Origin of the sequence: Cupriavidus malaysiensis, from assembly GCF_001854325.1 — a bacterium.
GTDB classification, from domain to species: domain Bacteria; phylum Pseudomonadota; class Gammaproteobacteria; order Burkholderiales; family Burkholderiaceae; genus Cupriavidus; species Cupriavidus malaysiensis.
Map to the genome: position 1 here is coordinate 1,993,697 of NZ_CP017755.1, position 24,272 is coordinate 2,017,968.

At 71.3% G+C, this 24,272-nt stretch carries 24 protein-coding genes; 7 read left to right on the plus strand and 17 right to left on the minus strand.

What is annotated here, in order from left to right; translation table 11 throughout:
• Window positions 1–161: 161 nt before the first annotated feature.
• Window positions 162–794: a TetR/AcrR family transcriptional regulator gene (locus BKK80_RS28350; RefSeq protein WP_071040069.1), complete on the minus strand. Its 633-nt coding sequence runs from the start codon at window positions 792–794 to the stop codon at window positions 162–164.
• Between the two features lie 79 nt (window positions 795–873).
• Here BKK80_RS28350 and BKK80_RS28355 point away from each other — a divergent pair, with 79 nt between their 5' ends.
• Window positions 874–1,539 carry an O-methyltransferase gene (locus BKK80_RS28355; RefSeq protein ID WP_071019663.1) on the plus strand — a complete coding sequence of 222 codons (666 nt, stop codon included), beginning with the start codon at window positions 874–876 and terminating at the stop codon, window positions 1,537–1,539.
• Between the two features lie 87 nt (window positions 1,540–1,626).
• Window positions 1,627–2,193: a hypothetical protein gene (locus BKK80_RS28360; RefSeq protein ID WP_071072224.1), complete on the plus strand. Its 567-nt coding sequence runs from the start codon at window positions 1,627–1,629 to the stop codon at window positions 2,191–2,193.
• 186 nt (window positions 2,194–2,379) lie between these two features.
• On the opposite strand, the gene BKK80_RS28365 is transcribed toward BKK80_RS28360, so the two are convergent.
• The 4 genes from BKK80_RS28365 to BKK80_RS28380 form a co-directional block, all read right to left on the minus strand.
• The gene (locus BKK80_RS28365) at window positions 2,380–3,579 is read right to left on the minus strand and encodes an aminotransferase class V-fold PLP-dependent enzyme (protein WP_071072226.1); all 1,200 of its coding nucleotides are present in this window, start codon (window positions 3,577–3,579) and stop codon (window positions 2,380–2,382) included.
• A 6-nt stretch (window positions 3,580–3,585) separates the two neighbouring features.
• Window positions 3,586–4,095 carry a RidA family protein gene (locus BKK80_RS28370; protein WP_071072228.1) on the minus strand — a complete coding sequence of 170 codons (510 nt, stop codon included), beginning with the start codon at window positions 4,093–4,095 and terminating at the stop codon, window positions 3,586–3,588.
• 90 nt (window positions 4,096–4,185) lie between these two features.
• Complete coding sequence (locus BKK80_RS28375) at window positions 4,186–5,184, minus strand: LysR substrate-binding domain-containing protein (RefSeq protein WP_084545793.1); 999 nt, start codon at window positions 5,182–5,184, stop codon at window positions 4,186–4,188.
• 125 nt (window positions 5,185–5,309) lie between these two features.
• A complete protein-coding gene (locus tag BKK80_RS28380) occupies window positions 5,310–6,194 on the minus strand; it encodes a LysR family transcriptional regulator (RefSeq protein WP_071019652.1) in 885 nt (294 codons plus the stop codon).
• Window positions 6,195–6,384: 190 nt separating this feature from the next.
• On the opposite strand from BKK80_RS28380, the gene argC reads away from it, so the two are divergent.
• Entirely contained in the window at window positions 6,385–7,338 is a 954-nt protein-coding gene (gene argC / locus BKK80_RS28385; protein WP_071072230.1) for an N-acetyl-gamma-glutamyl-phosphate reductase, read from the plus strand.
• A gap of 282 nt (window positions 7,339–7,620) precedes the next feature.
• A complete protein-coding gene (locus BKK80_RS28390; RefSeq protein ID WP_157903361.1) occupies window positions 7,621–9,321 on the plus strand; it encodes a serine hydrolase domain-containing protein in 1,701 nt (566 codons plus the stop codon).
• Between the two features lie 32 nt (window positions 9,322–9,353).
• Here the strand turns inward: BKK80_RS28390 and BKK80_RS28395 are convergent, their stop codons facing one another.
• The 3 genes from BKK80_RS28395 to BKK80_RS28400 form a co-directional block, all read right to left on the minus strand.
• The gene (locus BKK80_RS28395) at window positions 9,354–9,761 is read right to left on the minus strand and encodes a VOC family protein (protein ID WP_071019644.1); all 408 of its coding nucleotides are present in this window, start codon (window positions 9,759–9,761) and stop codon (window positions 9,354–9,356) included.
• A gap of 108 nt (window positions 9,762–9,869) precedes the next feature.
• A complete protein-coding gene (locus BKK80_RS37785; protein WP_257786758.1) occupies window positions 9,870–10,004 on the minus strand; it encodes a hypothetical protein in 135 nt (44 codons plus the stop codon).
• 342 nt (window positions 10,005–10,346) lie between these two features.
• Window positions 10,347–11,426 carry a Leu/Phe/Val dehydrogenase gene (locus BKK80_RS28400; protein WP_071019642.1) on the minus strand — a complete coding sequence of 360 codons (1,080 nt, stop codon included), beginning with the start codon at window positions 11,424–11,426 and terminating at the stop codon, window positions 10,347–10,349.
• 437 nt (window positions 11,427–11,863) lie between these two features.
• Between BKK80_RS28400 and BKK80_RS28405 the strand changes: the two genes are divergently transcribed.
• Complete coding sequence (locus BKK80_RS28405; RefSeq protein WP_071019639.1) at window positions 11,864–12,301, plus strand: universal stress protein; 438 nt, start codon at window positions 11,864–11,866, stop codon at window positions 12,299–12,301.
• A gap of 44 nt (window positions 12,302–12,345) precedes the next feature.
• Here BKK80_RS28405 and tdh read toward each other — a convergent pair whose 3' ends face one another.
• From tdh to BKK80_RS28435, 6 genes are all read right to left on the minus strand, one after another.
• Window positions 12,346–13,374 (minus strand): L-threonine 3-dehydrogenase, encoded by a 1,029-nt coding sequence (tdh, locus tag BKK80_RS28410; protein ID WP_071019637.1) that lies wholly within the window; start codon window positions 13,372–13,374, stop codon window positions 12,346–12,348.
• Window positions 13,375–13,498: 124 nt separating this feature from the next.
• A complete protein-coding gene (locus BKK80_RS28415) occupies window positions 13,499–14,701 on the minus strand; it encodes a glycine C-acetyltransferase (protein WP_071019635.1) in 1,203 nt (400 codons plus the stop codon).
• Between the two features lie 126 nt (window positions 14,702–14,827).
• Window positions 14,828–15,643 (minus strand): SDR family NAD(P)-dependent oxidoreductase, encoded by an 816-nt coding sequence (locus tag BKK80_RS28420; RefSeq protein ID WP_071072237.1) that lies wholly within the window; start codon window positions 15,641–15,643, stop codon window positions 14,828–14,830.
• The gene (locus BKK80_RS28425; protein ID WP_071040073.1) at window positions 15,640–16,449 is read right to left on the minus strand and encodes a citryl-CoA lyase; all 810 of its coding nucleotides are present in this window, start codon (window positions 16,447–16,449) and stop codon (window positions 15,640–15,642) included. Before BKK80_RS28425 ends, BKK80_RS28420 begins: the two co-directional genes overlap by 4 nt.
• A 10-nt stretch (window positions 16,450–16,459) precedes the next feature.
• Window positions 16,460–18,031 (minus strand): class I adenylate-forming enzyme family protein, encoded by a 1,572-nt coding sequence (locus BKK80_RS28430; protein WP_084545795.1) that lies wholly within the window; start codon window positions 18,029–18,031, stop codon window positions 16,460–16,462.
• Window positions 18,032–18,240: 209 nt separating this feature from the next.
• Window positions 18,241–19,239, minus strand: a complete 999-nt coding sequence (locus BKK80_RS28435) for a tripartite tricarboxylate transporter substrate binding protein (protein WP_071019627.1) — start codon at window positions 19,237–19,239, stop codon at window positions 18,241–18,243.
• 90 nt (window positions 19,240–19,329) lie between these two features.
• Between BKK80_RS28435 and BKK80_RS28440 the strand changes: the two genes are divergently transcribed.
• Entirely contained in the window at window positions 19,330–20,199 is an 870-nt protein-coding gene (locus tag BKK80_RS28440; RefSeq protein ID WP_083384487.1) for an IclR family transcriptional regulator, read from the plus strand.
• A 352-nt stretch (window positions 20,200–20,551) separates the two neighbouring features.
• Here BKK80_RS28440 and BKK80_RS28445 read toward each other — a convergent pair whose 3' ends face one another.
• Both BKK80_RS28445 and BKK80_RS28450 read right to left on the minus strand, forming a co-directional pair.
• Window positions 20,552–21,364: a siderophore-interacting protein gene (locus BKK80_RS28445; protein WP_071019624.1), complete on the minus strand. Its 813-nt coding sequence runs from the start codon at window positions 21,362–21,364 to the stop codon at window positions 20,552–20,554.
• Window positions 21,365–21,429: 65 nt separating this feature from the next.
• On the minus strand, window positions 21,430–22,128 hold the full coding sequence (locus tag BKK80_RS28450) for a PadR family transcriptional regulator (RefSeq protein ID WP_071019621.1): 699 nt from the start codon (window positions 22,126–22,128) through the stop codon (window positions 21,430–21,432).
• 286 nt (window positions 22,129–22,414) lie between these two features.
• On the opposite strand from BKK80_RS28450, the gene BKK80_RS28455 reads away from it, so the two are divergent.
• Complete coding sequence (locus tag BKK80_RS28455; RefSeq protein ID WP_071019619.1) at window positions 22,415–23,020, plus strand: 2-hydroxychromene-2-carboxylate isomerase; 606 nt, start codon at window positions 22,415–22,417, stop codon at window positions 23,018–23,020.
• A gap of 82 nt (window positions 23,021–23,102) precedes the next feature.
• Here the strand turns inward: BKK80_RS28455 and BKK80_RS28460 are convergent, their stop codons facing one another.
• Window positions 23,103–23,918 carry a MetQ/NlpA family ABC transporter substrate-binding protein gene (locus BKK80_RS28460; RefSeq protein WP_071072239.1) on the minus strand — a complete coding sequence of 272 codons (816 nt, stop codon included), beginning with the start codon at window positions 23,916–23,918 and terminating at the stop codon, window positions 23,103–23,105.
• Window positions 23,919–24,272: the final 354 nt, after the last annotated feature.

The following is a 24,272-nucleotide window of genomic DNA, read 5'->3' on the forward strand; positions in this document are numbered from 1 at the left end:
AAGAGCGGGATGGCGTCCGGTGCCGGGCAGGCGGCCGGAACGGCTCGTGGCCCCACGTCCTTGGGCACCGGCGCGGCGATGGCTGCCGCCGGCGGCCAACCGGGCGGTCGTGGTGCCGACATGCCAAGGTGCGCCCGCTTGTCGCTGCCGTCAAGCCGGAATCACGCACGGCCCAGGCGCTCGAGATAGGCAACCAACATATCGGCCATGGCGTCCGCGTAGATATCGATTTCCTCGTCGCAGCGCGGCGCCTCCGAGAACTGCTTGCCGACCGCGCCGAGCGTGCTGGCGATCAGCCCGCCGGCCAGCGCCCGCGTCGCGTCCGAGGCCGCGGGCAGGGCCTCGCGCATGAAGGCGTCGACGATGCCCTGCCCCGCCGCCTTCACCTCCTGCGCTTCGGGCGCATCGCGATAGAGCGGTGCGGCGTCGTTGAGCGCCCCCCGGATGGCGGCTTCTTCGCATTCGGAACGCAGGAAGGTGTGCACCAGGATGCGCAGCCGTTCGAACGGCGGCCGGGCGCGGTCTTCGAGAATGGCGCGCAGCAGTTCGGTGGTCCGGCGCCATTCGTCGCTTTGCAGGCGGAACAGGATGGCCGCCTTGTTGGGGAAGTACTGGTACAGCGAGCCGACGCTGACGCCGGCCCGCTCGGCCACGCGCGCGGTGGTGAAACGTGGCGCGCCTTCTTCGGCCAGAACCTGAACAGCGGCTTGCAGGACGGCCGTGACCAGTTCGGTGGAGCGGGCCTGCCGGGGCTGTTTTCGCGAGGCAATCTGGGTGTTTCGGCGCGGCGGCATGGGGTGGTCGGCAATGCGAATAGAAAACCTGAAGGATTCGTCGCATTATAGGTTTCACTCTTTCAATGAGGAAAGCCCGATGACTACCCTGACCACCTCCCCCGTCGCTCCCTTGCTGGAACGCCTGTTCGCCGAGGCCGACGCGGCCTCACCGGCGCTGCTTGCCGGCTTCGCCGACCTCGCGCCGGCCGAGCGCGCACGGCTGCTGCAGAGCAAGACCGATTATCTCGAGCTCTATGGCCGCCTGAAGGACGTGCCGCTGCCGGTCTCGCGCGCAACCGGCCGCCTGCTCTACCTGCTGGCGCGCGGCTGCGGCGCGCGCAGCATCGTGGAGTTCGGCACCTCTTTCGGCATCTCGACCCTGCACCTGGCGGCGGCGCTGCGTGACAACGGCGGCGGCCACCTGATCACCAGCGAGTTCGAGCCGTCCAAGGTAACGCGCGCCCGCGCCAACCTGGCCGCCGCCGGCCTCCACGACCTGGTGGAAATCCGTGTGGGCGACGCCCTGCAGACACTGGCCTCCGACCTGCCCGCGCGCATCGACCTGCTGCTGCTCGACGGCGCCAAGGCGCTCTACCCCGACATCCTCGCCCTGGTGGAGAGCCGGCTGCGGCCCGGCGCGCTGATCGTGGCCGACAACGCCGATGACAGCCCGGAATACCTGGCGCGCGTGCGCGCGCCGGCAGCAGGCTATCTGTCGGTGCCGTTCGCGGAGGATGTGGAGTTGTCGATGCGGCTGGGCTGAGCCTGCGCTGACTGGCATCATGGCGGATTGGCAAGGCAATCGCGCAATTCCCGCCCTGCCCATTGGATACCCCATCCTGCCACCCACATGAAACCAGCACCACGGATCTTCCTCAAGGCATTGCTCAGCGTCCCGGTCGGCTACGGCCTGGCCTATCCCTTCTTCCACCCCGAGGCCGGCGGCGGCATCCTCGCTGAAATGCAGCGCTTCGGTCAGGGCACCGGCGCGGCCGTGGCCCTGGTCTTCCTCGCCCTGGTCTACCTGTACGCCCGTGACCTGAAGACGTCGCTGTCGCTGGTCTCGCCACAGGCCCGCCGCGCTTCCCCTGCCAGCGTATGGCTGATGTTCCTGCTGCCCTACAACTTCATCGAAGACTTCTGCATCGTGGCGAACGTCGCGCGCTCCCTGGAGGCGCAAGCGCGTTCCCACGCAGGCCTGGCGCGGTTCCGCTCCTTCGGCCTGGCAAGCGGCATCGGCTGGTGTGCGGCGCAGCTCGTCTCATTGCTGCCGAACGCGCTGGGATCGGCCGCCGGCCTGGCCGCGCTCGTCTTCTGGGCCTGGCATTGGGCCTTCATCCGCCGGGCCAATCGCGTTCTCGGGCAGGCTGCCGAACCTGCATCGCGCCAAGTGCGCCGCCAACAGGGGGGCGCCTGAGAAGCGTGGCCCCGGGCAGGCGCATCGCGTGCGTCCCCGGCCGCCGCAGCCACCACGCGCCAGCGCCGGCCTTCGCTTCCGGCCCGTCGCGCAGTGAGCCGAAGCCGGCCCGGCGCTCGTCGTCCTGCCCGGTAGCCCCCGGTCCTGCCACAACGTCGCCGCGTGGCACGGCTGAGGCCATCGCCCTCAGCGCAGCAACCCTCGCAAGGCCGCAACGAGCCGCCCTGCCTCCTCCACCGTGGTCAGGTAGCTGACCGATGCCCGCGCCACCTGGTCCAGGCCGCGCGCGCGCATGTCGAGCGGCGTATAGGGAATGCCGCTGGTGCCGATCGAGATACCCTGTGCCGCCAGCGCGCGCTGCAGCGCGGCCGGCTCGTGCCCGGCCACCTGGAAGGCCACCAGGCCGGAGCGTTCGGTGCCCGCGTCGAGCACCGTCACGCCGGCAACCGCGGCCAGCTCCGCGCGCAGGTGGGCGGCCGTGGCCAAGATCCGCGCGCGGATGGCCGGCAGGCCGATGGCCAGCGCTTCGCGCAGCGCGTTGGCGAGACCGCAGCGCAACGCCAGCGAGGCCTCCGCCGCTTCGAAGCGGCCGGCGTCCTGGCGCAGCCGCGGCTCGCCATGGGCGTCGAGCGGCGCGGCATGGCGGTCGACCCAGGCCGGCGTGGCCATGCGCGGCAGGAACCCGCGCCGTACATAGAGCAGGCCGGTACCGCGCGGCGCGCGCAGCGCCTTGCGGCCAGCCGCGCTCAGCACGTCGCAGCCGAGGCGGGCCACGTCGACCGGCAACTGGCCGACCGCCTGCGCGGCATCGACGAAGTACGGGATGCCATGGCGGCGCGCCACCTGGCCCACGGCCTCGGCCGGATTGATCAGGCCGCCGTTGGCCGGCAGCCAGGTCAGCGCGATCAGGCGCACGCGTTCGTCCAGCATGGCCTCGAGCGCGGCGGGATCGACCGTGCCGTCCGGCGCGCAGGGGATGGTTTCGACCGAAGCCCCGGCCTCGCGTGCCGCCAACTGCATGACCGCAAGATTGCCGCCCCATTCGTGGCGGCTGACCAGCATGCGCTCGCCCGCACGCCAGCGGCCCAGCGCGGCGAAGGCGCTGCCCCAGCCTTGCGAGGTGCCGCCGGTCAGGGCGATCTCGTCGGGCCCGGCGTTGAGCAGCGTGGCGGCGAGCACGCGCGCCTGCTCGCTCTGCTCCGCGGCGGCCACGCCGGCCTCCATCGGCCCGCGCGTGGCCTCGCGCTCCAGGTGGGCGTGGATCGCGCCGAGGGTGGCGGCGGAGGGCAAGGAAGCGCCCGCGTGGTTGAAGTGGATGGTCGTGCGCGTGCCGGGCGTGGCGGCGCGCAAGGCGTCGACCGCGGCGTCGGTGAGCAGTGCGGTCATGGCGGATCAGGCTGCGGGCTGGCCAGGCTGGCCGGACGGCGCGTTCAGCGGCCGCAGGGCGACCACGGCCTCGATCTCGACGGCGCTGCCGGTGGGCAGCTCCGCCACGCCGACGGCGCTGCGCGCGTGCCGGCCGGCCTCGCCGAAGACCTGCACCATCAGGTTGGAGGCGCCGTCGGCCACCGCGCTCTGCCGGCGGAAGCCCGGCGCGCTGGCGACGAAGACGCCGAGGCGCACGATGCGCGCCACGCGGTCGAGGCGGTCGCCGGTGGCGGCCGCGATCTGCGCCAGCACAGCCAGCGCGCACAATCGCGCCGCCTCGATACCCTCGGCCTCCGTGACCTCGGCGCCGAGGTGGCCGACGCAGGCCGTCTCGCCCTGGCGGCGCGCGATCTGGCCGGAGATATACAGCAGGTTGCCCTCCTGCACGAAGGGAACATAGTTGGCGGCCGGCGCGGCGGCGGCCTCCAGGTGCAGGCCGAGTTCGGCCGCGCGTGCGCTGAGGGACTGGGTCATGGGGATCGCTCGGGTCGGGGATCGCGGGTTGCGGCTTGCAGGTTGCGATCGGGAAGTCCCATGCTAGCGCCGGCCGCGGCGCCTGACCAATCAATCCTTTGCGCGCACGGATGAGCCAGATTGATCCATGCCGCCGTCGTCCTTGCCGAGCGGCGCCGCGCCTGCGTTGCCGACCTCCTCCACGGCTTGCGCGGCCACGGCCATCAGCCAGTCGCAGAAGGTCTCCAGCGCCGCGCCGCGCGGCCCGTTCGCCGTCACCAGCCACCAGCCGATGTCCGGGTCGTCCAGCACCATGCCGGGCAAAGCGTGCACCAGCGCGCCGCTGGCGAGCTGCGGCCCGATCAGGCGGTGACGGCCCATGGCGATGCCCTGGCCGGCCAACGCGGCCTCGACCACGATGTTGTAGTCATGCAGGTGCACGGTCTGCGCCTGGCCCAGGTCCAGGCCGAAGCGGGCCGCCCAGGCGGCCCACTCGAAGGGCTCGCTGGCGTGCGAGCTGAGGATGGGGAAGCGCAGCAGGTCCTGCGGGCGCAGCCGCCGCGGCGGCCGCCCCGGGCCGGCGAGCAGCGCCGGCGCGCACACCACCGCCAGCCGTTCCGGCATCAGCTTGCGCGCGCGCAGGCCGGGCCACTTGCCGCGGCCGTAGCGGATCGCCACGTCCACCTCGCCGCGCGCGAGGTCGGCCAGCGCGATGTCGGGCCGCAGGCGCAGTTCGATACCCGGGTGCGCCGCGTGGAAGCCGCGCAGGCGCGAGGCCAGCCAGCGCGTGCCGAAGGAGGCCAGCAGCCCGACCGTCAGCACGCTCGGCGCGGACGCGGCGCGGATCGCTTCGGTACCCAGCCGCAGGCGCTCGAAGGCCGCCGCCACGTGGATGTGGTAGGCCTGCCCTGCCTCGGTCAGCGCGACCGCGCGCGGGCGCCGCGCGAACAGCGGCAGGCCCAGGTCTTCCTCCAGTTTCTTGATATGGTGGCTGACCGCGCTCTGGGTCACGTTCAGTTCCTGCGCCGCGCTGCTGAAGCTCAGGTGGCGCGCCACCGCCTCGAAGACGCGCAGGGACAGCAGCGGCGGGATGGGGCGCACGGAACGCATGGCAGGCACGGCAACAAGGCAGGATGCGGAAGGCGGACCATTCTACGCCACGCCTCACGCGCCGCCGCGGCCACGCTGGCGCTCAGCGCGCATCGGCCCCGCCCCTCGCGGGCGCTTCGTCCCCGCTATGCCGCGCGCAGCGCCCACAGGACGTCGAGCACATGCTCGGTGGCACGCTCGACCTGCCCCGCGCGATGCGCCAGGCCCAGCTGCCGCCACAGTGCCGGGCGCAGCGGCCGCATCACCACACGCGCGTCCGGCACCGGCGTGGTGGCCTCGTGCGGCAGCAGCGCCGCGCCATAGCCGGCCGCCACCAGGCTCTTGATGGCGTCGTTGTAGTTGAGCTGGATGCGCGGCACCGGCCGGTGGCCGCCGCTGGCGAACCACTCGGCGGTCAGGCGCGACAGGCGCGTGGTGCCGTCGTTCAGGATCAGCGGGCGCGACACCAGCCAGGCCGGCGTGATGCGCGCCGGACAAGGCCAGCTCGCCGGCAGGAAGGCCAGCACCGGGTCGCGCCGCCAGGGGCGGATGGCCAGTCCCGCCACGCGCGCCTGCGGCAGCGCCACCAGGCCGACCTCCAGCGTGCCGGCGGCCAGCCGCGCCAGCGTCTCCTGGGAGGTCAGCACGGCCACCTGCACGTCGATGTCGGGATGCCGCTCCGCCAGCATGGCCAGCGCCTGCGGCAGCAGGTGGGCGATGGCGCCGGTCGAGGCGCCGAGGCGCACCCGCCCGGCCAGGCCCTGCACCTGGCGCTGCACGTCGTCCAGCGCCTGGTCGGCATCGGCCAGCAGGCGGCGGGCGCGCTCCACCAGCGTCTCGCCGATGGCGGAGGGCCGCACCTCGCCACGCTTGCGCGTCAGCAGCGGCGCGCCGACGCGGGCCTCGAGCTCGGCGATATGCAGGCTGACGGTGGGCGGCGCCAGGTGCAGCGCGCGCGCGGCCTCGGCGAAGGAGCCCAGGTCGGCGATGGCGACGAGGGTACGCAGGCGGTCCAGGCTGATTTCGCGCATCGGCGGCACTCCGGTTGAGGGTGGGTCCGTGGCAGCGGACTTCATTCAGGAAAGATGAACTTCAGCGTCATGAAATTCAACTTTTCCGATTCTATCCGGTGGCGCAAGATGGCGCTTCCCGTACCGGCCACGCCGGCCCCGGGCTGACGCTTTCCCACCGATTCCCAAGCCACTTTCGAGGACCCACATCATGCGCTACCCCCTCGTTTTCATCGACGGCGACCAGGGCACCACCGGCCTGCAGATCCACGAACGCCTGCGCGACCGCGACGACCTGCGCCTGCTGACGCTGCCCGCCGGCCAGCGCAAGGATGCACGCGCCCGCGCCGAGGCCATCAACGCTTGCGACATCGCCATCCTGTGCCTGCCGGACGCGGCCGCGCGCGAGGCGGTGGCATCCATCGCCAACCCGGCGGTGCGCGTGATCGACGCCAGCTCGGCGCACCGCACGCAAGCCGGCTGGACCTACGGCTTCCCGGAAATGGCGGCGGGCCAGGCGCAGCGTATCGCCGGCGCGTTGCGCGTCAGCAATCCGGGCTGCTACCCCACCGGGGCGATCGGCCTGCTGCGCCCCCTGGTGGTGGGCGGCCTGCTGCCGCCCGCTTACCCGCTCGCCATCCATGCCGTGTCGGGCTACTCCGGCGGCGGCCGCGCCGCGGTCGATACCTACGAGGGACCGGACGCCGATCAGGCCCTGCCGTTCCAGGTCTACGGCCTTGGCCTGGCGCACAAGCACGCGCCCGAGATCCAGCAGTACGCGGGCCTGGCGCGGCGCCCCGCGTTCGTCCCGGCCTACGGCGCCTTCCGCCAGGGCATCGTGCTGACGGTGGCGCTGGAACTGGACCTGCTGGCCTCCGGCACGGACGGCGACAAGCTGCATGCCTGCCTGGCCGACCACTACGCCGGCGCGCGCCATGTCGAGGTGATGGCGCCGGCCGAGGCGGCCGCCGCCACCCGCCTCGACCCGCAGGCGCTGAACGGCACCAACGACCTGCGCCTGGCCGTGTTCGCCAACCGCGAGCATGGGCAGGTATTGCTGGCGGCGGTGTTCGACAACCTGGGCAAGGGCGCTTCGGGCGCGGCGGTGCAGAACCTCGACCTGATGCTGGCGGGCGTGGCGGCCGACGCGCGCCAGGCGGCCTGACGCGGGCGGGCGGCCCCTGGCACCGGCCGGGGCGCCCGCCGACATCAGGCCGCACATCGCGGCAGCATTCCCGATCGCCTCCGCGCATCCCCAGCCCCGCCGATCGCCGCGCGCCGGGTCCCGGACCGAGCCCGGCCAGCACCGGCAATCCCGCGCTGCCGCCGGCCCGGGTTCCGTCCATATTGACCGGACCTCACACCCTTGCCGACAATGCCGTCCACGGCATCCGTACCGGTGCCACCATCGTCGGGGATCCCGTCATTGGAACCCAGGGAGCATGCCATGAGGGGATTGCGTTTTCGCCTGGTTTGCCGCGTCGTCGTGGCGCTGGGCACGATCTGCGCCTTGGCCGCCCCCGCGCTGCCGGCGCACGCTGCATCCGCGGCAACCTTTCCCGATTTCACCACCCCACCGGAGCAGATCGCGCGCGCCGTCCTGGCCGATGAGCCCGGCACCGTCGCGGTCGGCATATGGCGCCAGGACCACGAACAGTCGGCGCTGCTGCGCCGCGCGTCGGAGGATGGTCCTGCCATGGTGCAAAGCGCAGCCGCCGGCGCCGAGCCGCTGTTCGAGATCGGCTCGATCAGCAAGCTCTTCACCGGACTGCTGCTGGCCCAGGCCGTGGAGCACGGCGAGCTTGGGCTGGACGATTCGCTCGGCACCTTGCTCGGCGGCGCCTACCGGCTGGCGCCGGAGACCGCCGCCATCACGCTGCGGCAGCTCGCCACCCATGGCGCCTGCCTGCCGCGCGAGGCGCCCGGCTTTCCGGGCTATACCGAGCCCAACCCCTTCGCCGCCATCGACCGCCAGCGCCTCTACGCCGCCGTGGCCGGCCTGCGGCTGGCACACGCGCCGCCCTGCGCCGGCGCCTACAGCAACTTCGGCATGGGCCTGCTCGGCCAGTTGCTGGCCGACCACTACGGCAAACCCTGGGCCACCCTGGTGCGCGAGCGCATCACCGGCCCGCTGGGCATGCACGACACCATGCAGGTACTCGGCGCTCGGCAGGAACGGCTGGTGCCCGGCCGCTTCCACCTGGAACCCGCGCCGCCCTGGGACTTCGATGCCCTGGCCGGCGCGGGCGCGCTGCGTTCCAGCACCACCGACCTGCTGGCCTTCGCGCGCGCCCTGTCGGCAGGCAGCGCCGGCCCGCTGGGCCCGGCCGCCACGCGCATGCTGACGCCGCTCGGCCGCTACCGCGCCGGAGAGATCGGCTACGCAGTCATGATGCGAGGCACCGGTGCGCACCGGACCTACTTCCACGACGGCCTGACCGCCGGCTACCGCGCCCTGCTCGTGTTCGCGCCGGACACCGGCGAGGCGGCAGCGCTGCTGGCCGCCAATACGCATGCCGAGCCATCCCGGCTGCTGACCGGCGTGCTGGCGCGCCGCTACCCGCCCGCCGCCACGGCCCGCGGTACACCGTCGGACGCCGAGCTGGCGGCCGTCAGCGGCAGCTACCGCGTCGACCGGGACACCTTGGAGATCTTCGCCGCGCAGGACGGCCGGCTGTACCGCCGGCTCTCCGGCGGCGGCTTCCGGCCGCTCGAGCCGGCCGGGACCGATACCTTCATCGATGCGCCCGTCGGCGCCGAATTCGTCTTCCGGCGGCAGGACGGCCGCGTAGCCGGCGTCGACCTGTATCAAGGCGGTGGGAGCTATTCGGCAAGCCGCACCGAAGCGGCGGCGCCTGCGGCGGTGGTGATCGAGCCGGCACGCGCCGCCGACTACGACGGCCGCTACGCAGGCAAGCGCCTGCTGCGCACGGAACTGAAGCTGGATGTCCGGCAGAGCGGCGGCCAGCTCGGCGTCCGGCTGGGCAACTTCTGGCGGCAGCCGGTCTTTCCGCTGCCGGGCCGACCCGACCGTTTCGTCTTCGAAGACCGCCGCGCGCAGCTCCAGTTCACCCGCGACGCAGGCGGCAAGGTCGACGGCGCAGTGCTGTACGACCGTGGCGTGATTTCGGTGCGGCGGTTGCCCTGAGGCACCGCGGCATGGCGGCAGCGTCCCGCCGCTCAAGCCGCCGGGTAGCTCGCCACCTCGATCAGGTTGCCATCCGGGTCGCGGCAATAGACCGAGGTCATCGGCCCGAGCGCGCCGGTGCGCTCGGCCGGCCCGGCCTCGATCGGCACCTCGTGGGCGAGGAAATGCGCCACCACTTCCTTCGGCGGCATGCGGGTGATGAAGCACAGATCGTCGCTGCCGGCGGTGGGACGGACGCCGGTGAACCATGCCACCGTGTCTTCGCCGACCGGCCGCAGGTTGATCTTCTGCTGGCCGAACCTGACGCTGACGCGCGTGCCGGTACGGGAGGCAAAGTCCTCGCGCTGCATGCCGAGCACGTGTTCGTACCAGGCGGCGCTGGCCTCCACGTCTTTCACATTGAGGACGATATGGTCGAAGCGGTCGATCACCAGGCTCATGGCAGGGTCCTGTGGGCGGTGGGTGGAGGAAGGGAGCCCCGCGGCCGGCTTGGCGCGCGGGCTGTCGTACTCTACACCGGATGGCGCCGACGCCGCGCCGGGGTCCGCCTACGGACGCAGCAGGTCCAGCCCGCCGAAGGCGACCACGCCGCTCAGGGCCAGCATCGACACGGAGTCGTGGGAGAACAGGAGGATCGCCGCGGCTGTCCAGCTCACGACGAAGAATGCAGCCATCCGCTTCATGGGGTAGTACCGGGTGCAATGCCGTGCAGGTTCACGGCCGCCCGACCCGCATGTTGGCAGCCGGGACAGCCGGGCACACGGCCGAGGGCCGGGCGACGGGGGCGCGGGAGACAGCGGGACAGGGGTTGAAATCGTCAGCGGCCCGTCCAGGCGGGCCGCTCTCACTCGCTGCCGCCGCGTGGCGGAAGCGTGGCGATCAGTATAAACCCTAGGTCAGCCCGCCACCAACGGGAATATCGGCCGATCTGCCGGCTTCTCCCGGCATTCCCTCTCGATGTGCGTCCAACGCCGCCGCCACCGATGTGCCGGCGCGACGGCGGAGCGCGGCGCCGTGCCCTGGCCTCAGGCCGCGCCTTCGCGCAGACGCTCCTGGGCCCACAGCACGGCCACGCGGGCCGGCGCCTGGGCGCTGGCGCGCACGCGCTCGGCCAGCTCCAGCACGCGCTCGCGGATGCCGGCCACTTCGGCCATCACCGTGGCCTCGTCGGCGCCGCCCAGGAATTCGCGGGCGCAGCTGATGATGCCACCGGCATTGATGAGGAAGTCGGGTGCGTAGAAGATGCCACGGCGCTGCAGTACATCGCCTTCGGCCAGCGAGGCGAGCTGGTTGTTGGCCCCGCCCGCCACCACCTGGAAGGCGCAGCCGGCGGCCACCGCCGGCGTGATGACGGCGCCCAGTGCGCACGGCGCGAACACGTCGGCCTGCACCTGGACGATGTTGTCCGGCGCCACGGTGCGGGCGCCGAAACGTTCGGCGGCCTGCGCCACCTTGGCGGCGTCGACGTCGGCCACGACCAGGCGGGCGCCGGCTTCGTGCAACAGGCGGCACAGCTCCCAGCCGACCGAGCCCAGGCCCTGCACGGCCACGGAGACGCCGTCCAGGCCGGTGCGGCCCAGCGCGACCTGCACCGCGGCTTCGATGCCGACGAACACGCCATAGGCGGTCTTGGGCGAGGGATTGCCGCCGAAGCCGCCGGCGCGCGGCAGGCCGCTGATATAGCGCGTTTCCGCCTGGGCGGCGCGCATGTCTTCCACCGTGGTGCCGACATCCTCGGCGGTGATATAGCGTCCGTCCAGCGACTCCACCAGGCGGCCGAAGGCTTGGAACAGCGCCGCGCGGTCGGTCTGGCCGGGCGCGCGCAGGATCACGGCCTTGCCGCCGCCGAACGGCAGCCCGGCCAGCGCGTTCTTGTAGGACATGCCCTGCGACAGACGCAAGGCGTCGGTCAGCGCGTCCTGCTCGGCCGCATAGGTCCAGTAGCGGCAGCCGCCGAAGGCCGGGCCGCGGGACGTATCGTGGATGGCAATGATGGCTCGCAGGCCCGACGCGGGGTCGGTGGCAAGCGTGATGTGCTCATGGGACGGGCCTTCGCCCGTGCCGAACAGGCCGCGGGCGGCGTCGGCGGGGATGCGTGCAGTCAAGACGTCTTCTCCAGCAGGAATGGAAGCGCAAAGGGGTAGCTCTGCCTTCCCGGCACACCGCGTCGGGTCGCGAAGCGGTGCAGGTTCGACGGCTGCCGGCAAGCGGCGGCGGCCATCATGGGCGGACCGGGTGCCAATTGTGTTGGCGCCTGGCCCGGGAAACTCGCGGTTGCCGCCATGCGAAGCGGCACCGAGGGCGCATCGTAGCGGAATCCGCGCGGCGGCGGCATCAGGGTTTCAGGGGAGTTGACGGCGGCGGCATCCGGCGGGCCAGGCCTGGCCCGCCGCAGCGGAGGGCCGTACCGTGCGGCCGGGCTACGTGGCCGGGGCCGCATTGCGGCACGGGTGCGCGAGCCTATACTCAAGGCACGATCCCGGACCGCCCACCCGCCTCCCGGCACGCCGTCCGGCAACGCTTCCCGCGCAAGGAGCCCGCCATGTTCCAACACCTGCTGATGCCGGTCGACGGTACCCCGGGCTCCGAGGCCGCCTTCCGCAAGGCGCTGGAATTCGCCGCCGCCATCGGCGCCCGCCTCACGCTGCTGCACGTGATCCCGGATTTCCAGCTCCACACCTACCAGGTGGAACTGCTGGGCGACACCCGCACACGGTACGCGCGCGAGGCCAGCCGCGCCGCGGAGGACTACCTGGGTGGCTTCGCCAGCGAGGCGGTCGAAGCCGGCGTGCCCTGCGATACGGTGGCGCTGATCCACGACCATCCCTACGAGGCCATCCTCGACACCGCACGCGACAAGGGCTGCGACCTGATCGCGATGGCCTCGCACGGCCGGCGCGGCATGGTCGGCATGCTGCTGGGCAGCGAGACGCGCAAGGTGCTGACGCATGGCAGCATCCCCGTGCTGGTCTACCGCTAGATCCCTCGCCAGGCCTGCCGCCGGACGCCTGCGCCGCCCCGCCGTCAGGCCTCCCAGTCGAGCAGCACCTTGCCGCTGTTGCCCGACATCATGGCGGCGAACCCCGCCTCGTACTCCGCCACCGGGAAGCGGTGCGTGATCATGGGCGCCAGGTCCAGCCCGCTCTGCAGCATCGCCACCATCTTGTACCAGGTCTCGAACATCTCACGGCCGTAGATGCCCTTGATCTCCAGGCCCTTGAAGATGACCTGGTTCCAGTCGATCGGCACGCTCGACGGCGGTATGCCCAGCAGGGCGATCTTGCCGCCGTGGTTCATGGCCTCCAGCATGGCCGCGAACGCCGACGGCACGCCCGACATCTCCAGGCCCACGTCGAAGCCTTCGACCATGTGCAGGCCGGCCGCCACCTCGCCCAGGTCCTCGCGCGCGACGTTGACCGTGCGCGTGGCGCCCATGCGCGCCGCCAGCGCGAGGCGGTAGTCGTTGACGTCGGTGATGACCACGTTGCGGGCGCCCACGTGGCGCGCGATCGCCGCGGCCATGATGCCGATCGGCCCGGCGCCGGTGATCAGCACGTCCTCGCCGACCAGGTTGAAGGACAGCGCGGTATGGGTGGCATTGCCGAAGGGATCGAAGATGGCGGCGATCTCGTCGGGGATATCGTCCGGGATGCGGAAGGCGTTGAAGGCGGGGATCACCAGGTATTCGGCGAAGGCACCGGCGCGGTTCACCCCGACGCCGACCGTGTTGCGGCACAGGTGGCGCCGCCCGGCGCGGCAGTTACGGCAGAAGCCGCAGGTGATATGGCCCTCGCCGGAGACGCGGTCGCCGATGGCCAGCCCGCGCACCTCCTGGCCGATCGCCACCACCTCGCCCACGTACTCGTGCCCGACCTGCATCGGCACGGGGATGGTGTGCTGCGCCCACTCGTCCCACTTCCAGATATGGACATCGGTACCGCAGATGGCCGTCTGGCGGATGCGGATCATCACGTCGTTGTGGCCGACCTCGGGCTCGGGCAGGTCGGTCAGCGCCAGGCCTGGCGCGCGTTCTAGCTTGGCAAGGGCTTTCATGCTGGACCTCCTGCTTCCAGCTTAGGCGATGGCGGGCGGAAAGCGGAGCACGATGCGCAACATGAGGCGCAACATAAGGCGCAACATGAGGTGCAAGACCAGGCCGGGCACGGCGGGGAACCCCTCAGGGAATCGCGCCCAGCTTGCGCCCGACCTTGGCAAAGGCTGCCACCGCCTGCTCGACCTGCGCCGGGGTGTGGGCCGCGCTCATCTGCGTGCGGATGCGGGCACGCCCGCGCGGCACCACCGGATAGGAGAAGCCGATCACGTAGACGTGCTCCGCCAGCAGGGCGTCGGCCATGGCGGTGGCCCGGTCGGCGTCGCCCAGCATGACCGGGATGATGGGATGCCGGCCCGGCACCAGCGTGAAACCCAGCGCGCTCATCTCGCGGCGGAAAAGCTCGCCGTTGGCGCGCACACGCGCGCGCAGCGCGGCGCCCTCCTCGCTGCCGAGCAGCTCCAGCACCTTCAGCGTGGCGGTGGCGATGCTGGGCGCCAGCGCGTTGGAGAACAAGTAGGGCCGGGAGCGCTGGCGCAGCAGTTCGACCACCTCGCGCCGGGCCGCCACATAGCCGCCGGAAGCGCCGCCCAGCGCCTTGCCGAGCGTGCCGGTGAGGATGTCGATGCGCCCCTCGACGCCGCACAGCTCGGGCGTGCCGCGCCCGTGCTCGCCGACGAAGCCCACCGCGTGCGAATCGTCCACCATCACCAGCGCGCGGTAGCGGTCGGCGAGGTCGCAGATGCCCTTCAGGTTGGCGACGATGCCGTCCATGGAGAACACCCCGTCGGTGGCGATCACCTTGAAGCGCGCGGCGCCGGCCTCGGCCTCCTGCAGGCGGGCCTCCAGGTCGGCCATGTCGTTGTTGCTGTAACGGTAGCGGCGCGCCTTGCTCAGGCGGATGCCGTCGATGATGCTGGCGTGGTTGAGCTCGTCGCTGATGATGGCGTCGCGATCGTCGAACAGCGTCTCGAACAGGCCGCCATTGGCATCGAAGCAGCTGGAGTAGAGGATGGTGTCCTCGTAGCGCAGGAAGGCGGCCAGCGAGGCTTCCAGCGTCTTGTGGACCGACTGCGTGCCGCAGATGAAGCGCACCGACGCCATGCCGAAGCCGTCTTCCGACAGGCCGCGACGGGCCGCCTCGATCAGGCGCGGGTCGTCGGCCAGGCCCAGGTAGTTGTTGGCGCAGAAGTTCAGCACCTCGCCGCCGGCCGCCAGCCGGATGGCGGCGGCCTGCGGGCTGCCGATGACGCGTTCGGCCTTGTAGAAGCCTTCGGCGCGGATGGCGGCGAGCGTGTCGCGCAGATGCGGAAGATAGCGGTCGTCCATGTCGGCTCCCCCGGGCGGCAAGATGGCAGGCCGGAGCGGCGGACTGAGCGCCCGCGCGCGTCCCGGCCCGACCAGTCTAGTGCGCGCGCCGGGCGCGCACAAGACGGCCGCGGCAAGGCTGCCGCCTCAGGCGTACTTGCCGGTCAGGCCGCCATCCACCACCAGCTCGGTGCCGGTGATGTAGGCCGCCGCGTCCGAGGCCAGGAAGGCACAGGCGTGGGCCACCTCCCAGGCACTGCCCATGCGCCCCATCGGCACCTGGCGCGCGCGTGCCTGGCGGGCCTCGTCCAGGCTGTCCTGCGAGAACATGTGCGCCACCGTGCCGGCGATGCGCGGCGTGTCGATCAGGCCCGGCACCACGGTGTTGGCGCGCACGCCGTGCGGCGCGTACTGCTGCGCCACCATGCGCGTGAACTGCATCACCGCGGCCTTGGTCACGCTGTAGGCCAGGTGCGGATAGCCCACGTAGCGCATGCCCGCCACCGAGGCGATGGCGACGATGGCGCCGCGCCCCTGCTCCACCATGCCGGGCAGCACCTGCTGCGTGCACAGCAGCAGGCTGCGCACATTGACGGCGTGGACCCGCTCGAGGTCGGCCGCGCTGGTCTCCATCGGCCCCCCGGTCTTGCCGATGCCGGCATTGTGGTGCAGCACGTCGATGCGGCCGTAGTGCTCGCGCGCGGCAGCAAAGACGCGCACGATGTCGCCCTCCTCCGCCAGGTCGCCCTGCAGCGTCAGCGCGCTGCCGCCCTCGGCACGGATCAGCGCCGTGGTCTCGTCGGCCGAGGCGGCATCGCGGTCCACCACGCACACTTGCGCGCCGAGCCGGGCGTAGGTCACGCAGGAAGCGCGGCCGATGCTCCAGCCCGGCCCCGCCGAGCCGCCGCCGGCCACCAGCACGGTGCGGCCGGACAGGTCGAGCGGCAGCGCCGGCGCGTTCATTGCCCGGCTCCGCCGGCCTTGCCTCCTCCGTTGCCTCCTTCCCCCACGTAGGGAATGGCTTCCTCCACCGTATCCCAGATGAAGCGGCCGGACGGGCTCTGCTGCTCCTCGACGATATGCGCGACCAGCCCGGCCGCGCGCGAGATCACGGCGAAGCCGCGCATCACGCCGGTCGGCACGCCGATCTCGCCCAGCAGCGCCGCCACGGCGCCGGTGGCGTTGATGGTGATCGGGCGGCCGGCCACCGCGTCCACGGCCTGCGACAGCCGTTCGAGGGCGCGGATCTTGTCGCCCGCCAGGTCCGGCTCCGCGCGGCCCATCTCCAGCAGCTTGTAGGCGCGCGGGTCCACCGGCTTGTGCAGGTGGTGGCCGAAGCCGGGCACGGCGCCCTTGATCTCCTTGTAGTGCCGGGCGATGGCCAGGGCCTCGGCATCCGGATCGGCGGCAGCGCCGATCCGGTCGAGCAGGCGCGAGCAGTTCTCCATGGTGCCGACGAAGGAGCTGCCCACCGCGAGCAGCCCCGCCGATACCGCGCCCTGCAGGTTCTCGGGCGCGCTCATATAGATCAGCCGCGTGGCGATGGCGCTGGGGGTCAGGCCGTGTTCCATCAGCACGATCAGCACCACGTCGGTGATGCGCAGGTCGACCGGGCGCGGCGTGCGGCCCAGGATCTGCATCAGCATCACCTCGGTGAAGGTCTTCTTGCCCATCAGGTCTTCAACCAGGTTGGCATCGCGATAGTGCAGGCTGGTCAGCGTGTGCGTGCACAGGCGGGTGACGGGGCCCTGGTCCGGCTTGGTTGTCATGGCGGTCTCCTCAGTTCTGGGTCTGGTTCTGGGTCTGGTTCTGGTTCCGGATGGGGTTCTGGTGACCGCGGCCCGCCGCATCGGCGGCGATGGCCTGTTCGCGCACGGCGGTCTTCAGCACCTTGCCCACCGGCGACAGCGGCAGGCTGGCATGGAAGTGGACACGCTTGGGTGTCTGCACCGGGCCCAGGCGCTCGCGCACGAAGGCGATCAGCTCGGCTTCCTGTGCCTGCATGCCGGGACGGAGCTGCACGGCCGCCTGCACCGCCTCGCCCCATTTATCGTCGGGCACGCCGAACACCGCGCATTCGTGCACGGCCGGGTGCTGGCCCAGCGCGTTCTCCACGTCGACCGGATAGACGTTGAAGCCGCCGGTGATCACCATGTCCTTGAGACGGTCCTTCAGGTAGAGGTAGCCGCGTTCGTCGATCAGGCCGCGGTCGCCGGTGTGCAGCCAGCCGTCGACCAGGGTCTGCGCGGTCTTCTCGGGCAGCTTCCAGTAGCCGCCCATCAGCAGGTCGCCGCGCGCCACCACCTCGCCCACCTCGCCGGGCGGCAGCAGGCGTCCGTCCGGCGCCATGATGGCGACGTCGCTGAACCAGGTGGCGCGGCCCACCGCCGCCCAGTTCTGCTCCTGCTCGAAGTCCTCGGGACGCATCACGGTCAGGATCTGCGGCGCCTCGGTCTGGCCGTAGGTAGTGCCCAGCACCGGGCCGAAGAAGTCGCGCGCCTGGCGGATCTTCTCCGGCGGCATCGGCGCGCCGCCGTAGATCAGGCGCCGCAGCGCGGGGAAATCGGCGCGCGAGGCGCCCGGCAGCGCCATCAGCATGTAGATCAGCGTGGGCGGCATGAAGCAGACCGTGCCGCCGCGCGTGCGGAAGGCCTCGCGCACGGCCTCGGCGCCGGCGCCGGCCAGTACCACGTGGCAGCCGCCCTGGGCCAGGATGGGCAGCAGGTAGGTGGAGGTGCCGTGGGTGACCGGCGCGGCCACCACATAACGATCGTCGGCGTCGAAACCCCAGGCCTGGATCTGGTTGGCGATATTGGCCATCCAGGCCCGGTAGGGCTGCATCACGCCCTTCGGCAACCCGGTGGTGCCGCCGGTGAACTTGATGGCCTGCGTGGCCTCGGGCGGCAGGTCGAACAGCGGGCGCGGCGCCCCCGCGTGCGCCGCGCACAGCCCGGCGACACTCAGGCCGTCCGCGGGCGCGGTGCCGCAATGGACGCGCGCGCCGGGCGCCCCCTCCAGCAAGGGGGCACAGGCCGGGTCGAGCACCAGAATCGAGGGTTCGGTCACCTCGAGGATGCGGCGGATCTCAGGATGCGTGCTCTTGGGGTTGAGCGGCACCCACACCTTGCCGCAGGCCAGCACGGCCAGCAAGGCAACGATATGCTCGGCGCTGTTGCCGGCGCAGATGCCCACCCGGCTCTGCGGTGCGCTGTCCAGGGACTGCAGCGCGGCGGCCAGCGCCGCCACGCGCGCGGCCAGCTCGCGATAGGCGATGGTGCCCTCGGGCGCGTCGATGGCCGGGCGCTCGGGCCAGCGCTGGGCTGCGCGCCAGAAGAAGTCGATGGGGTACATGATTGGGCTGTCTCTCCTGTGGATTGGCTGGCGAATGCGGGCCGGTCCTAGTCCACTGAATCGCTGAAATCGGTCGGTGCCTGCCATGGCATGCGGGCTCATCGCGTCGTTGCAAATGCTCGCCATCGCCGTGCTATGGCTGCGCTTTGCGCCTAGCGCTGATTCCCGCATGCCATGTCTTTCCCCTCCCATTTCAATGATTCAGTGGACTAGTCCGCCTTGGCGCCGGACTGCTTGACCACCTCACGCCAGCGCTTGATCTCGGCGGCGGCGAAGGCGCGCGCCTGTTCCGGCGTGCCCGGCTCCGGCGTGGCGGCCAGGTCCTGCAGCCGCTGGCGCACGTCCGGCGCACCCAGGGTCTTGTTCAGCACGGCATTGAGCTTGTCGATCACCGCACGCGGCGTGCCGGCGGGCGCGGCCAGGCTGAACCAGGACTGCACGTCGAAACCCGGGTAGCCCGACTCGGCCACGGTTGGGACCTCCGGCAGCAGCGGCGAGCGCTGCGCGCTGGTGATGGCGATGGCGCGCAGGCGGCCGGCCTTGACATGCGGCAGCGAGGACGGCGTGTTGTCGAACATCGACTGCACCTGGCCGCCCAGCAGGTCCGACACCGCCGGCGCGCTGCCGCGGTAGGGCACGTGCAGCATATTGAGGTGGGCCTGCATCTTGAACATCTCGCCCGACAGGTGGATCGACGAACCGCTGCCGGACGAGGCGAAGGTGACGCCGTCGGGCGAGGCCTTGGCGAAGCGCACGTAGTCGGCCACGGAGTGCACCGGCAGCTTGGGATTGACCACCAGGATGTTCGGGATCTTGGCGATCAGGCCGATCATCTCGAAGTCCTTCTGCGGGTCGTAGCCGAGCTTGCTGTAGAGCGTGGCATTGATGGTGTTGGCGATGGTGTAGTCGTACAGCGTGTAGCCGTCAGGCGCCGCCTTGGCCACCATCTCGGCACCGACGTTGCTGTTGGCGCCGGCGCGGTTGTCGACGATCACCGCCTGGCCGAGCTGTTCGCCCATCTTGAGAGCGATGATGCGCGCCAGCACATCGGTGGCGCCGCCGGCGGCATAGCCGACGACGAGGCGGATCGGCCGCGTGGGCCAGTTGGCGGCGTCGGCACGCGCCGCCGCCGGGGACAGCGCCGCGCCGAAGGCGAGCGCCGCCATGAGCGCCAGCCAATGCCGGCGACCCTGGGTCTGCATGGTCATCTTGTCTCCTCTTTCTGTTCTGCCGGGAGCCGTTCGCGCCGCGCTGCGGCATACTGGCGGACGGCTCCTACGACCAGCAGATTCTTCCCCATGCCTTCCCTCCCCGCCAACCGGAATGTCCGCCAGCCGGACGTTTTTGCCGCCGGTCCGACCATCGCCCACGCCATCGCCACACCTGGCGAGGACAGCGCCGATGCAGTCGATGCAGTCGAGGACAGCGGCAGCCGCACGCTGCGGCGCGGCCTGCAATTGCTCGATGCCATCCTCGCGGGCGGCCGCGAAGGCCTGCGCGTGGTCGACCTGTGCCGTGCCGCCGGCCTGGAGCGGGCCACCGTCTACCGCCTGCTCTCCACCTTGGTCGAATGCGGCTATGTGGCGCAGAAGGGGCGCTTCCGCTATGTGGGCGGACCGCGCCTGGCGGCGGTGGCGCAGGCGCGCGGCACGCCGGCGGTGGTCTCGCGCCTGCAGCCGGTGCTGGCCCTGGTCAGCGAAGCCTGCGGCGACGCCGCCTTCGCGGTGATACGCGAAGGCGCGCTGTCGCACTGCATCGCGCGGCACGTGGGCAGCTATCCGGTGCAGGTGCTGGTGATCCAGGTCGGCACGCGCCAGCCGCTCGGCGTCGGCGCGGCCGGGCTGGCGCTGCTGTCGGCGCTGCCGGACCGCGAAGTGGAAAACGTCATCGCGGCCAACGGGGCCACGCTCGAACGCTACGGCGGCATGACGCCGGAACGCATGCGCATCCTGGTGCGTGCCACGCGCGAGCGCGGCTGGTCGGTGATCGGCAACCATGCCACGCGCGATGTGCTGGCGGTGGGCATGGTGGTGCGCGATGCGGAAGACGAACCGGTGGCGGCCATCAGCGTGGCCTCGACCATGGCCCGCATGCCGCGCGCACGGCAGGACCTGATCGTGCGCGCGATGCGCAAGGCGTTTGCCACGCAGCTGCCGCGCGGGTTGTAGCGCGGGCGATCTGCCCGGGAAGGCGTGCCGGGGCGATGGATGGCGCGGCGGGGCTGCCGGCGCCTGCCCTCTCCCCCGGCCCCTCTCCCGCAAGCGGGAGAGGGGAGCAAACCAGCGCGGCGCGAAGCCCATCGCACTGGGCGGAGCCGACGAGATGCACCAACACCAATCGCCAAGCACACTGTCTTGGCTCCCTCTCCCCGCACGGAGAGGGTTGGGGAGAGGGGTGGTTCAGCAAGGCGCCACGCATGACGAAGCCGTCGGTGTGGTCCAGCCCGCGAGCCAAAAGACGAAGCCGATGGTGTAAACCCAACCATCCCAACCCTCCCAGCCAGCCCCGCCGCCGCGAAGCTCAATCCTCCAGCGTCTCGTGCACCGCCGAGGCACCGCGCTTCCAGTAGGCCGAGGCGCGGATGCGGCTCTTGTCGATGCCGCGTTCGCCCACCAGGTGCTGGCGCACCGCACGCATCGCCTGCGCTTCGCCGGCGGCCCAGGCATAGCCTTCGCCCGGCGGCAGTTGCAGGTCGTGCAGCGCCGGCGCCAGCAGGCTGCCTTCGGCGGCCTCGCCGTTGCGATGCAGCCAGCGCACGGTAAGCTGCGCGGCGCTCTGCAGCGGGATCTGCGCGATCGGGCTGGCCACTTCCACCACCACCAGCGCCTGGCTGCCCGCGGGCAGTTCTTCCAGCCGGCGGCCGATCGCCGGCAACGCGGTCTCGTCGCCCACCAGCAGGTGCCAGTCGAACTCGCGCGGGATCACGAAGGAGCCGCGCGGCCCGCCGATGCCCAGGAACTGGCCCGCACGCGCCTGCGCCGCCCAGGTCGAAGCGGGGCCGTCGCCGTGCAGCACGAACTCGATGTCGAGCTCGCACGCGGCGTTGTCGAAGCGGCGCGGGGTGTAGTCGCGCGCGGCGGGCCGCGCCGCCCCTTCCGGGAACACCGGGCCGTTCGGCCCGACTTCGGGCAGCGCCGGCTGGTCCTGCCCCGGGGCGGGAAAGAACACCTTGACGTGGTCGTCGAAGGAGCCCGAATGGAAGTCGGCCAGGTCGTCGCCGCCGAAGGTGACGCGCAGCAGTTGAGGGGAAACCAGGCGGGTACGCAGCGCCTGCACCAGCCGCATCTTGAGCGGATGGCGCACGCGCTGCACGGTCAGGTCGCGTGTCGTCATGAAGTTCCTTGTCGATCCGCCTTGCCGGGCAAGGCGTGGGAAAGCGGGGTGCGCCGGCATCGGCCTCAGGCCTTGCCCGGCGCCTCGATCTCTGCGGTGGCGCGCTGCAGGATGGCGGCGATGCGCCGCTGTTCGTCGGGTGAGGCCTCGCCGCGCAGCACCAGCGCGCGCTTCAGGCCCTGGCGCGCGGCCACGTACTCTGGCAGCCAGCCGCCGGCCTCCGGCTCGACCTGCGCTTCGCCGGCCATGGCGCGGCGCATCCACTCCATCTTGCGCGCCACGTGCCGCAGTTTGCCGAGCATCAGCGCCAGGCGCTCGCGGTTGGCTTCGAGATGGTCGCGCCCCGGCTGGGCGAGGTGGTAGCGCTTCTTGTTGCCCTCGCTATCCACGGTGGCGTAGCCAACCTCTTCCAGATAGGTCAGCGCGGGATAGATCACGCCCGGGCTGGGCTTGTAGAAGCCGCTGGTGCGTGTCTCGAGCGCCTTGATCAGTTCATAGCCGTGGCTGGGCTGCTCTTCCAGCAGCGACAGCAGCAGCAATTGCAGGTCGTCGGCGCTGAACTTGCGCCCGCGCCGCCAGCCGCCCTCATCGAAGCCATCGGTACCGTCGCCGCCATCGGCATCGCCGAAGCCGCTCCAGAAGCCGCGGCCGCCGCCGCGCGAGTGGCGGCCGATGGCGTGGCGCGCAAAACGCTCGCCGAACTGCTCGGAGAGATGACCGAGCAAGTGCCGGCCGAGACCTCTGCCAAAGGGATGGGAATGCATGGATTCACTCCGATATATCGTAAAACATATCTTACGATATAAAGCGAGGCGTGACTTGTCAAGGACGGCTTTGTCCCGGCGCGCGGCATTCTCCCCTTCCCCGCCCGCCTTGCGGCATCCTGCCGCCCCCCCTGCCGACGCGCCTTGTCCTCTTGACATGAAGCATGCCCGGCCCTAACGTTCGTGACTAAACGGTCGTCATACAAATATACCGCGACCGTTCCGGCCAGGTCCCTTCCGGACCCGCCCACGACATGGACATGGCATCGACACAGGAGACAAGACCATGCAACAGTCCGCGCGCCGCACCTTGGAGTTCTTCTTCGACTTCGGCAGCCCCTATTCCTACCTCGCCTACCTGGAGGCGCCGCGCGTGGCGCAGCGCGCCGGCGCCGACATCGCCTGGCGGCCCATCCTGCTCGGCGGGGTGTTCAAGGCCACCGGCAACCACAGTCCGGCGGAGATCCCCGCCAAGGGCCGCTGGTCGAAGACCGACCTGGCGCGCTGGGCCAGGAAGTATGGCGCGCCGTTCCGCCACAATCCGCACTTCCCCATCAACACCTTGATGCTGATGCGGGCCGCGATGGGCTATCAGCGCCAGGACGAGGCGCTCTTCCAGCGCTATGTGCAGGCCATCTTCCAGGCCATGTGGGTGGACGGGCGCAACCTGAACGATCCGGCCGAGATCGGCGCAGTGCTCGCGCAGGCCGGCCTCGACCCGCGCGCGGCGCTGGCCATGATCGACGATCCTGCCGTCAAGGACGCCCTCAAGCAGGCCACCGAAGCCGCGGTGGCGCGCGGCGTGTTCGGCGTGCCGAGCTTCATCGTGGGCGAGGAGCTGTTCTGGGGCAACGACCGGCTGCACTTCGTCGAGGAAGCGCTGACGGAGTGAGCGCCGCGGAGGATCGTCGGCGCCGCCCGGCGGCGGCCCGCGTCGCGCCGCAGGATGCAACAGGGGCAGGCCCTGCCCCCCCTCAGAAGGCCGGCAGGATCGCGCCGTGGAACTGCCGGGCCAGGAAGTCGCGCACCTCCTGCGACTGGTAGGCCTCCACCAGCGGCTTGACCCAGGGCTTGTCCTGGTCCTGCTCGCGCACTGCGATCAGGTTGGCATAAGGACCGCGCAGGTCCTCGGTGGCGATGGCATCGCGCGTGGGCGACAGGCCGGCCTTGACGGCATAGTCCGTGTTGATGGACGCCGCGTCGAGGTCGGCGAGCGCGCGCGGCAGGATGGCCGAGTCCAGTTCCACCAGCTTGAGCCGCTTCGGATTGTCGACCACGTCGAGCGGCGTCGCGTTGCGGCCGCCCGTGCCCGCGCCGGCGCGCAGCTTGATCAGCCCTTCCTTCTGCAACAGCAGCAGTGCGCGGTTGCCGTTGGAGGGGTCGTTCTGGATGCCGACGCGCGCACCGCGCGGCAGCTCGCCCAGCGATTTCACCTTGCGCGAATAGAAGCCCATCGGCGCCACATAGGTCAGGCCGACGCTGACGATCTTGTAGTGGCGCGCCTGCGCCTGGCTGTCGAGGAAGGGACGGTGCTGGAAACCGTTGGCGTCGAGATCGCCGGCATCCAGCGCCGCATTGGGCTGCGCGTAGTCATTGAACTCGACGATCTTCACGTCGACACCCTTGCGCTTGGCCACCTCGCGCACCACTTCCCAGATCTGGGCGTCGGGACCGCTCATGGTGCCCAGGCGCACCACCTGGTCGGCGGCGCGGGCCAGCGGCAAGGCCCCGACCGACAGCGATAGTGCCAGCGCGAGCGTGGCGGCGTGGAAAACGTGACGGCGTTGCATGAAGGCTCCTCTGTCCTGTGCGAAGGTGTCGCGGCCACGCCGCCCGCGCGGGCAGGCTCCGGCCGCGGCCCGCGGCACCTGCCGGCGGGCATGTGCTGCCCATCCTAGCGACACGCCGCGGCGACGGGAATGAAGGAGTTCGGCTATCGATATGCCATGCGCGCCACGCTGGCATCGCCACCATCGGCCGCACCGCCGCGCGCCTCGGGTGGCATTTCCAGAACCCATCCCTGAGCGCGGGCGCCGCGCGCGCCGCGCGAATGCGGCGCGCTTGCGATTCCGCTTGGCCGCGCGCGCGGATCTTGCCTACCATGGGCAAAGAGTTGCCGGGCACGCCGGGGGGCATGAACGGGA

Excerpts from the sequence above, each read along its gene's own strand:
- BKK80_RS28350 (WP_071040069.1), bottom strand. The coding sequence starts at position 794 with ATGCCGCCGCGCCGAAACACCCAGATTGCCTCGCGAAAACAGCCCCGG.
- BKK80_RS28355 (WP_071019663.1), top strand. The coding sequence starts at position 874 with ATGACTACCCTGACCACCTCCCCCGTCGCTCCCTTGCTGGAACGCCTG.
- BKK80_RS28360 (WP_071072224.1), top strand. The coding sequence starts at position 1,627 with ATGAAACCAGCACCACGGATCTTCCTCAAGGCATTGCTCAGCGTCCCG.
- BKK80_RS28365 (WP_071072226.1), bottom strand. The coding sequence starts at position 3,579 with ATGACCGCACTGCTCACCGACGCCGCGGTCGACGCCTTGCGCGCCGCC.
- BKK80_RS28370 (WP_071072228.1), bottom strand. The coding sequence starts at position 4,095 with ATGACCCAGTCCCTCAGCGCACGCGCGGCCGAACTCGGCCTGCACCTG.
- BKK80_RS28375 (WP_084545793.1), bottom strand. The coding sequence starts at position 5,184 with ATGCGTTCCGTGCGCCCCATCCCGCCGCTGCTGTCCCTGCGCGTCTTC.
- BKK80_RS28380 (WP_071019652.1), bottom strand. The coding sequence starts at position 6,194 with ATGCGCGAAATCAGCCTGGACCGCCTGCGTACCCTCGTCGCCATCGCC.
- argC (WP_071072230.1), top strand. The coding sequence starts at position 6,385 with ATGCGCTACCCCCTCGTTTTCATCGACGGCGACCAGGGCACCACCGGC.
- BKK80_RS28390 (WP_157903361.1), top strand. The coding sequence starts at position 7,621 with ATGAGGGGATTGCGTTTTCGCCTGGTTTGCCGCGTCGTCGTGGCGCTG.
- BKK80_RS28395 (WP_071019644.1), bottom strand. The coding sequence starts at position 9,761 with ATGAGCCTGGTGATCGACCGCTTCGACCATATCGTCCTCAATGTGAAA.
- BKK80_RS37785 (WP_257786758.1), bottom strand. The coding sequence starts at position 10,004 with ATGAAGCGGATGGCTGCATTCTTCGTCGTGAGCTGGACAGCCGCGGCG.
- BKK80_RS28405 (WP_071019639.1), top strand. The coding sequence starts at position 11,864 with ATGTTCCAACACCTGCTGATGCCGGTCGACGGTACCCCGGGCTCCGAG.
- tdh (WP_071019637.1), bottom strand. The coding sequence starts at position 13,374 with ATGAAAGCCCTTGCCAAGCTAGAACGCGCGCCAGGCCTGGCGCTGACC.
- BKK80_RS28415 (WP_071019635.1), bottom strand. The coding sequence starts at position 14,701 with ATGGACGACCGCTATCTTCCGCATCTGCGCGACACGCTCGCCGCCATC.
- BKK80_RS28420 (WP_071072237.1), bottom strand. The coding sequence starts at position 15,643 with ATGAACGCGCCGGCGCTGCCGCTCGACCTGTCCGGCCGCACCGTGCTG.
- BKK80_RS28425 (WP_071040073.1), bottom strand. The coding sequence starts at position 16,449 with ATGACAACCAAGCCGGACCAGGGCCCCGTCACCCGCCTGTGCACGCAC.
- BKK80_RS28430 (WP_084545795.1), bottom strand. The coding sequence starts at position 18,031 with ATGTACCCCATCGACTTCTTCTGGCGCGCAGCCCAGCGCTGGCCCGAG.
- BKK80_RS28435 (WP_071019627.1), bottom strand. The coding sequence starts at position 19,239 with ATGACCATGCAGACCCAGGGTCGCCGGCATTGGCTGGCGCTCATGGCG.
- BKK80_RS28440 (WP_083384487.1), top strand. The coding sequence starts at position 19,330 with ATGCCTTCCCTCCCCGCCAACCGGAATGTCCGCCAGCCGGACGTTTTT.
- BKK80_RS28445 (WP_071019624.1), bottom strand. The coding sequence starts at position 21,364 with ATGACGACACGCGACCTGACCGTGCAGCGCGTGCGCCATCCGCTCAAG.
- BKK80_RS28450 (WP_071019621.1), bottom strand. The coding sequence starts at position 22,128 with ATGCATTCCCATCCCTTTGGCAGAGGTCTCGGCCGGCACTTGCTCGGT.
- BKK80_RS28455 (WP_071019619.1), top strand. The coding sequence starts at position 22,415 with ATGCAACAGTCCGCGCGCCGCACCTTGGAGTTCTTCTTCGACTTCGGC.
- BKK80_RS28460 (WP_071072239.1), bottom strand. The coding sequence starts at position 23,918 with ATGCAACGCCGTCACGTTTTCCACGCCGCCACGCTCGCGCTGGCACTA.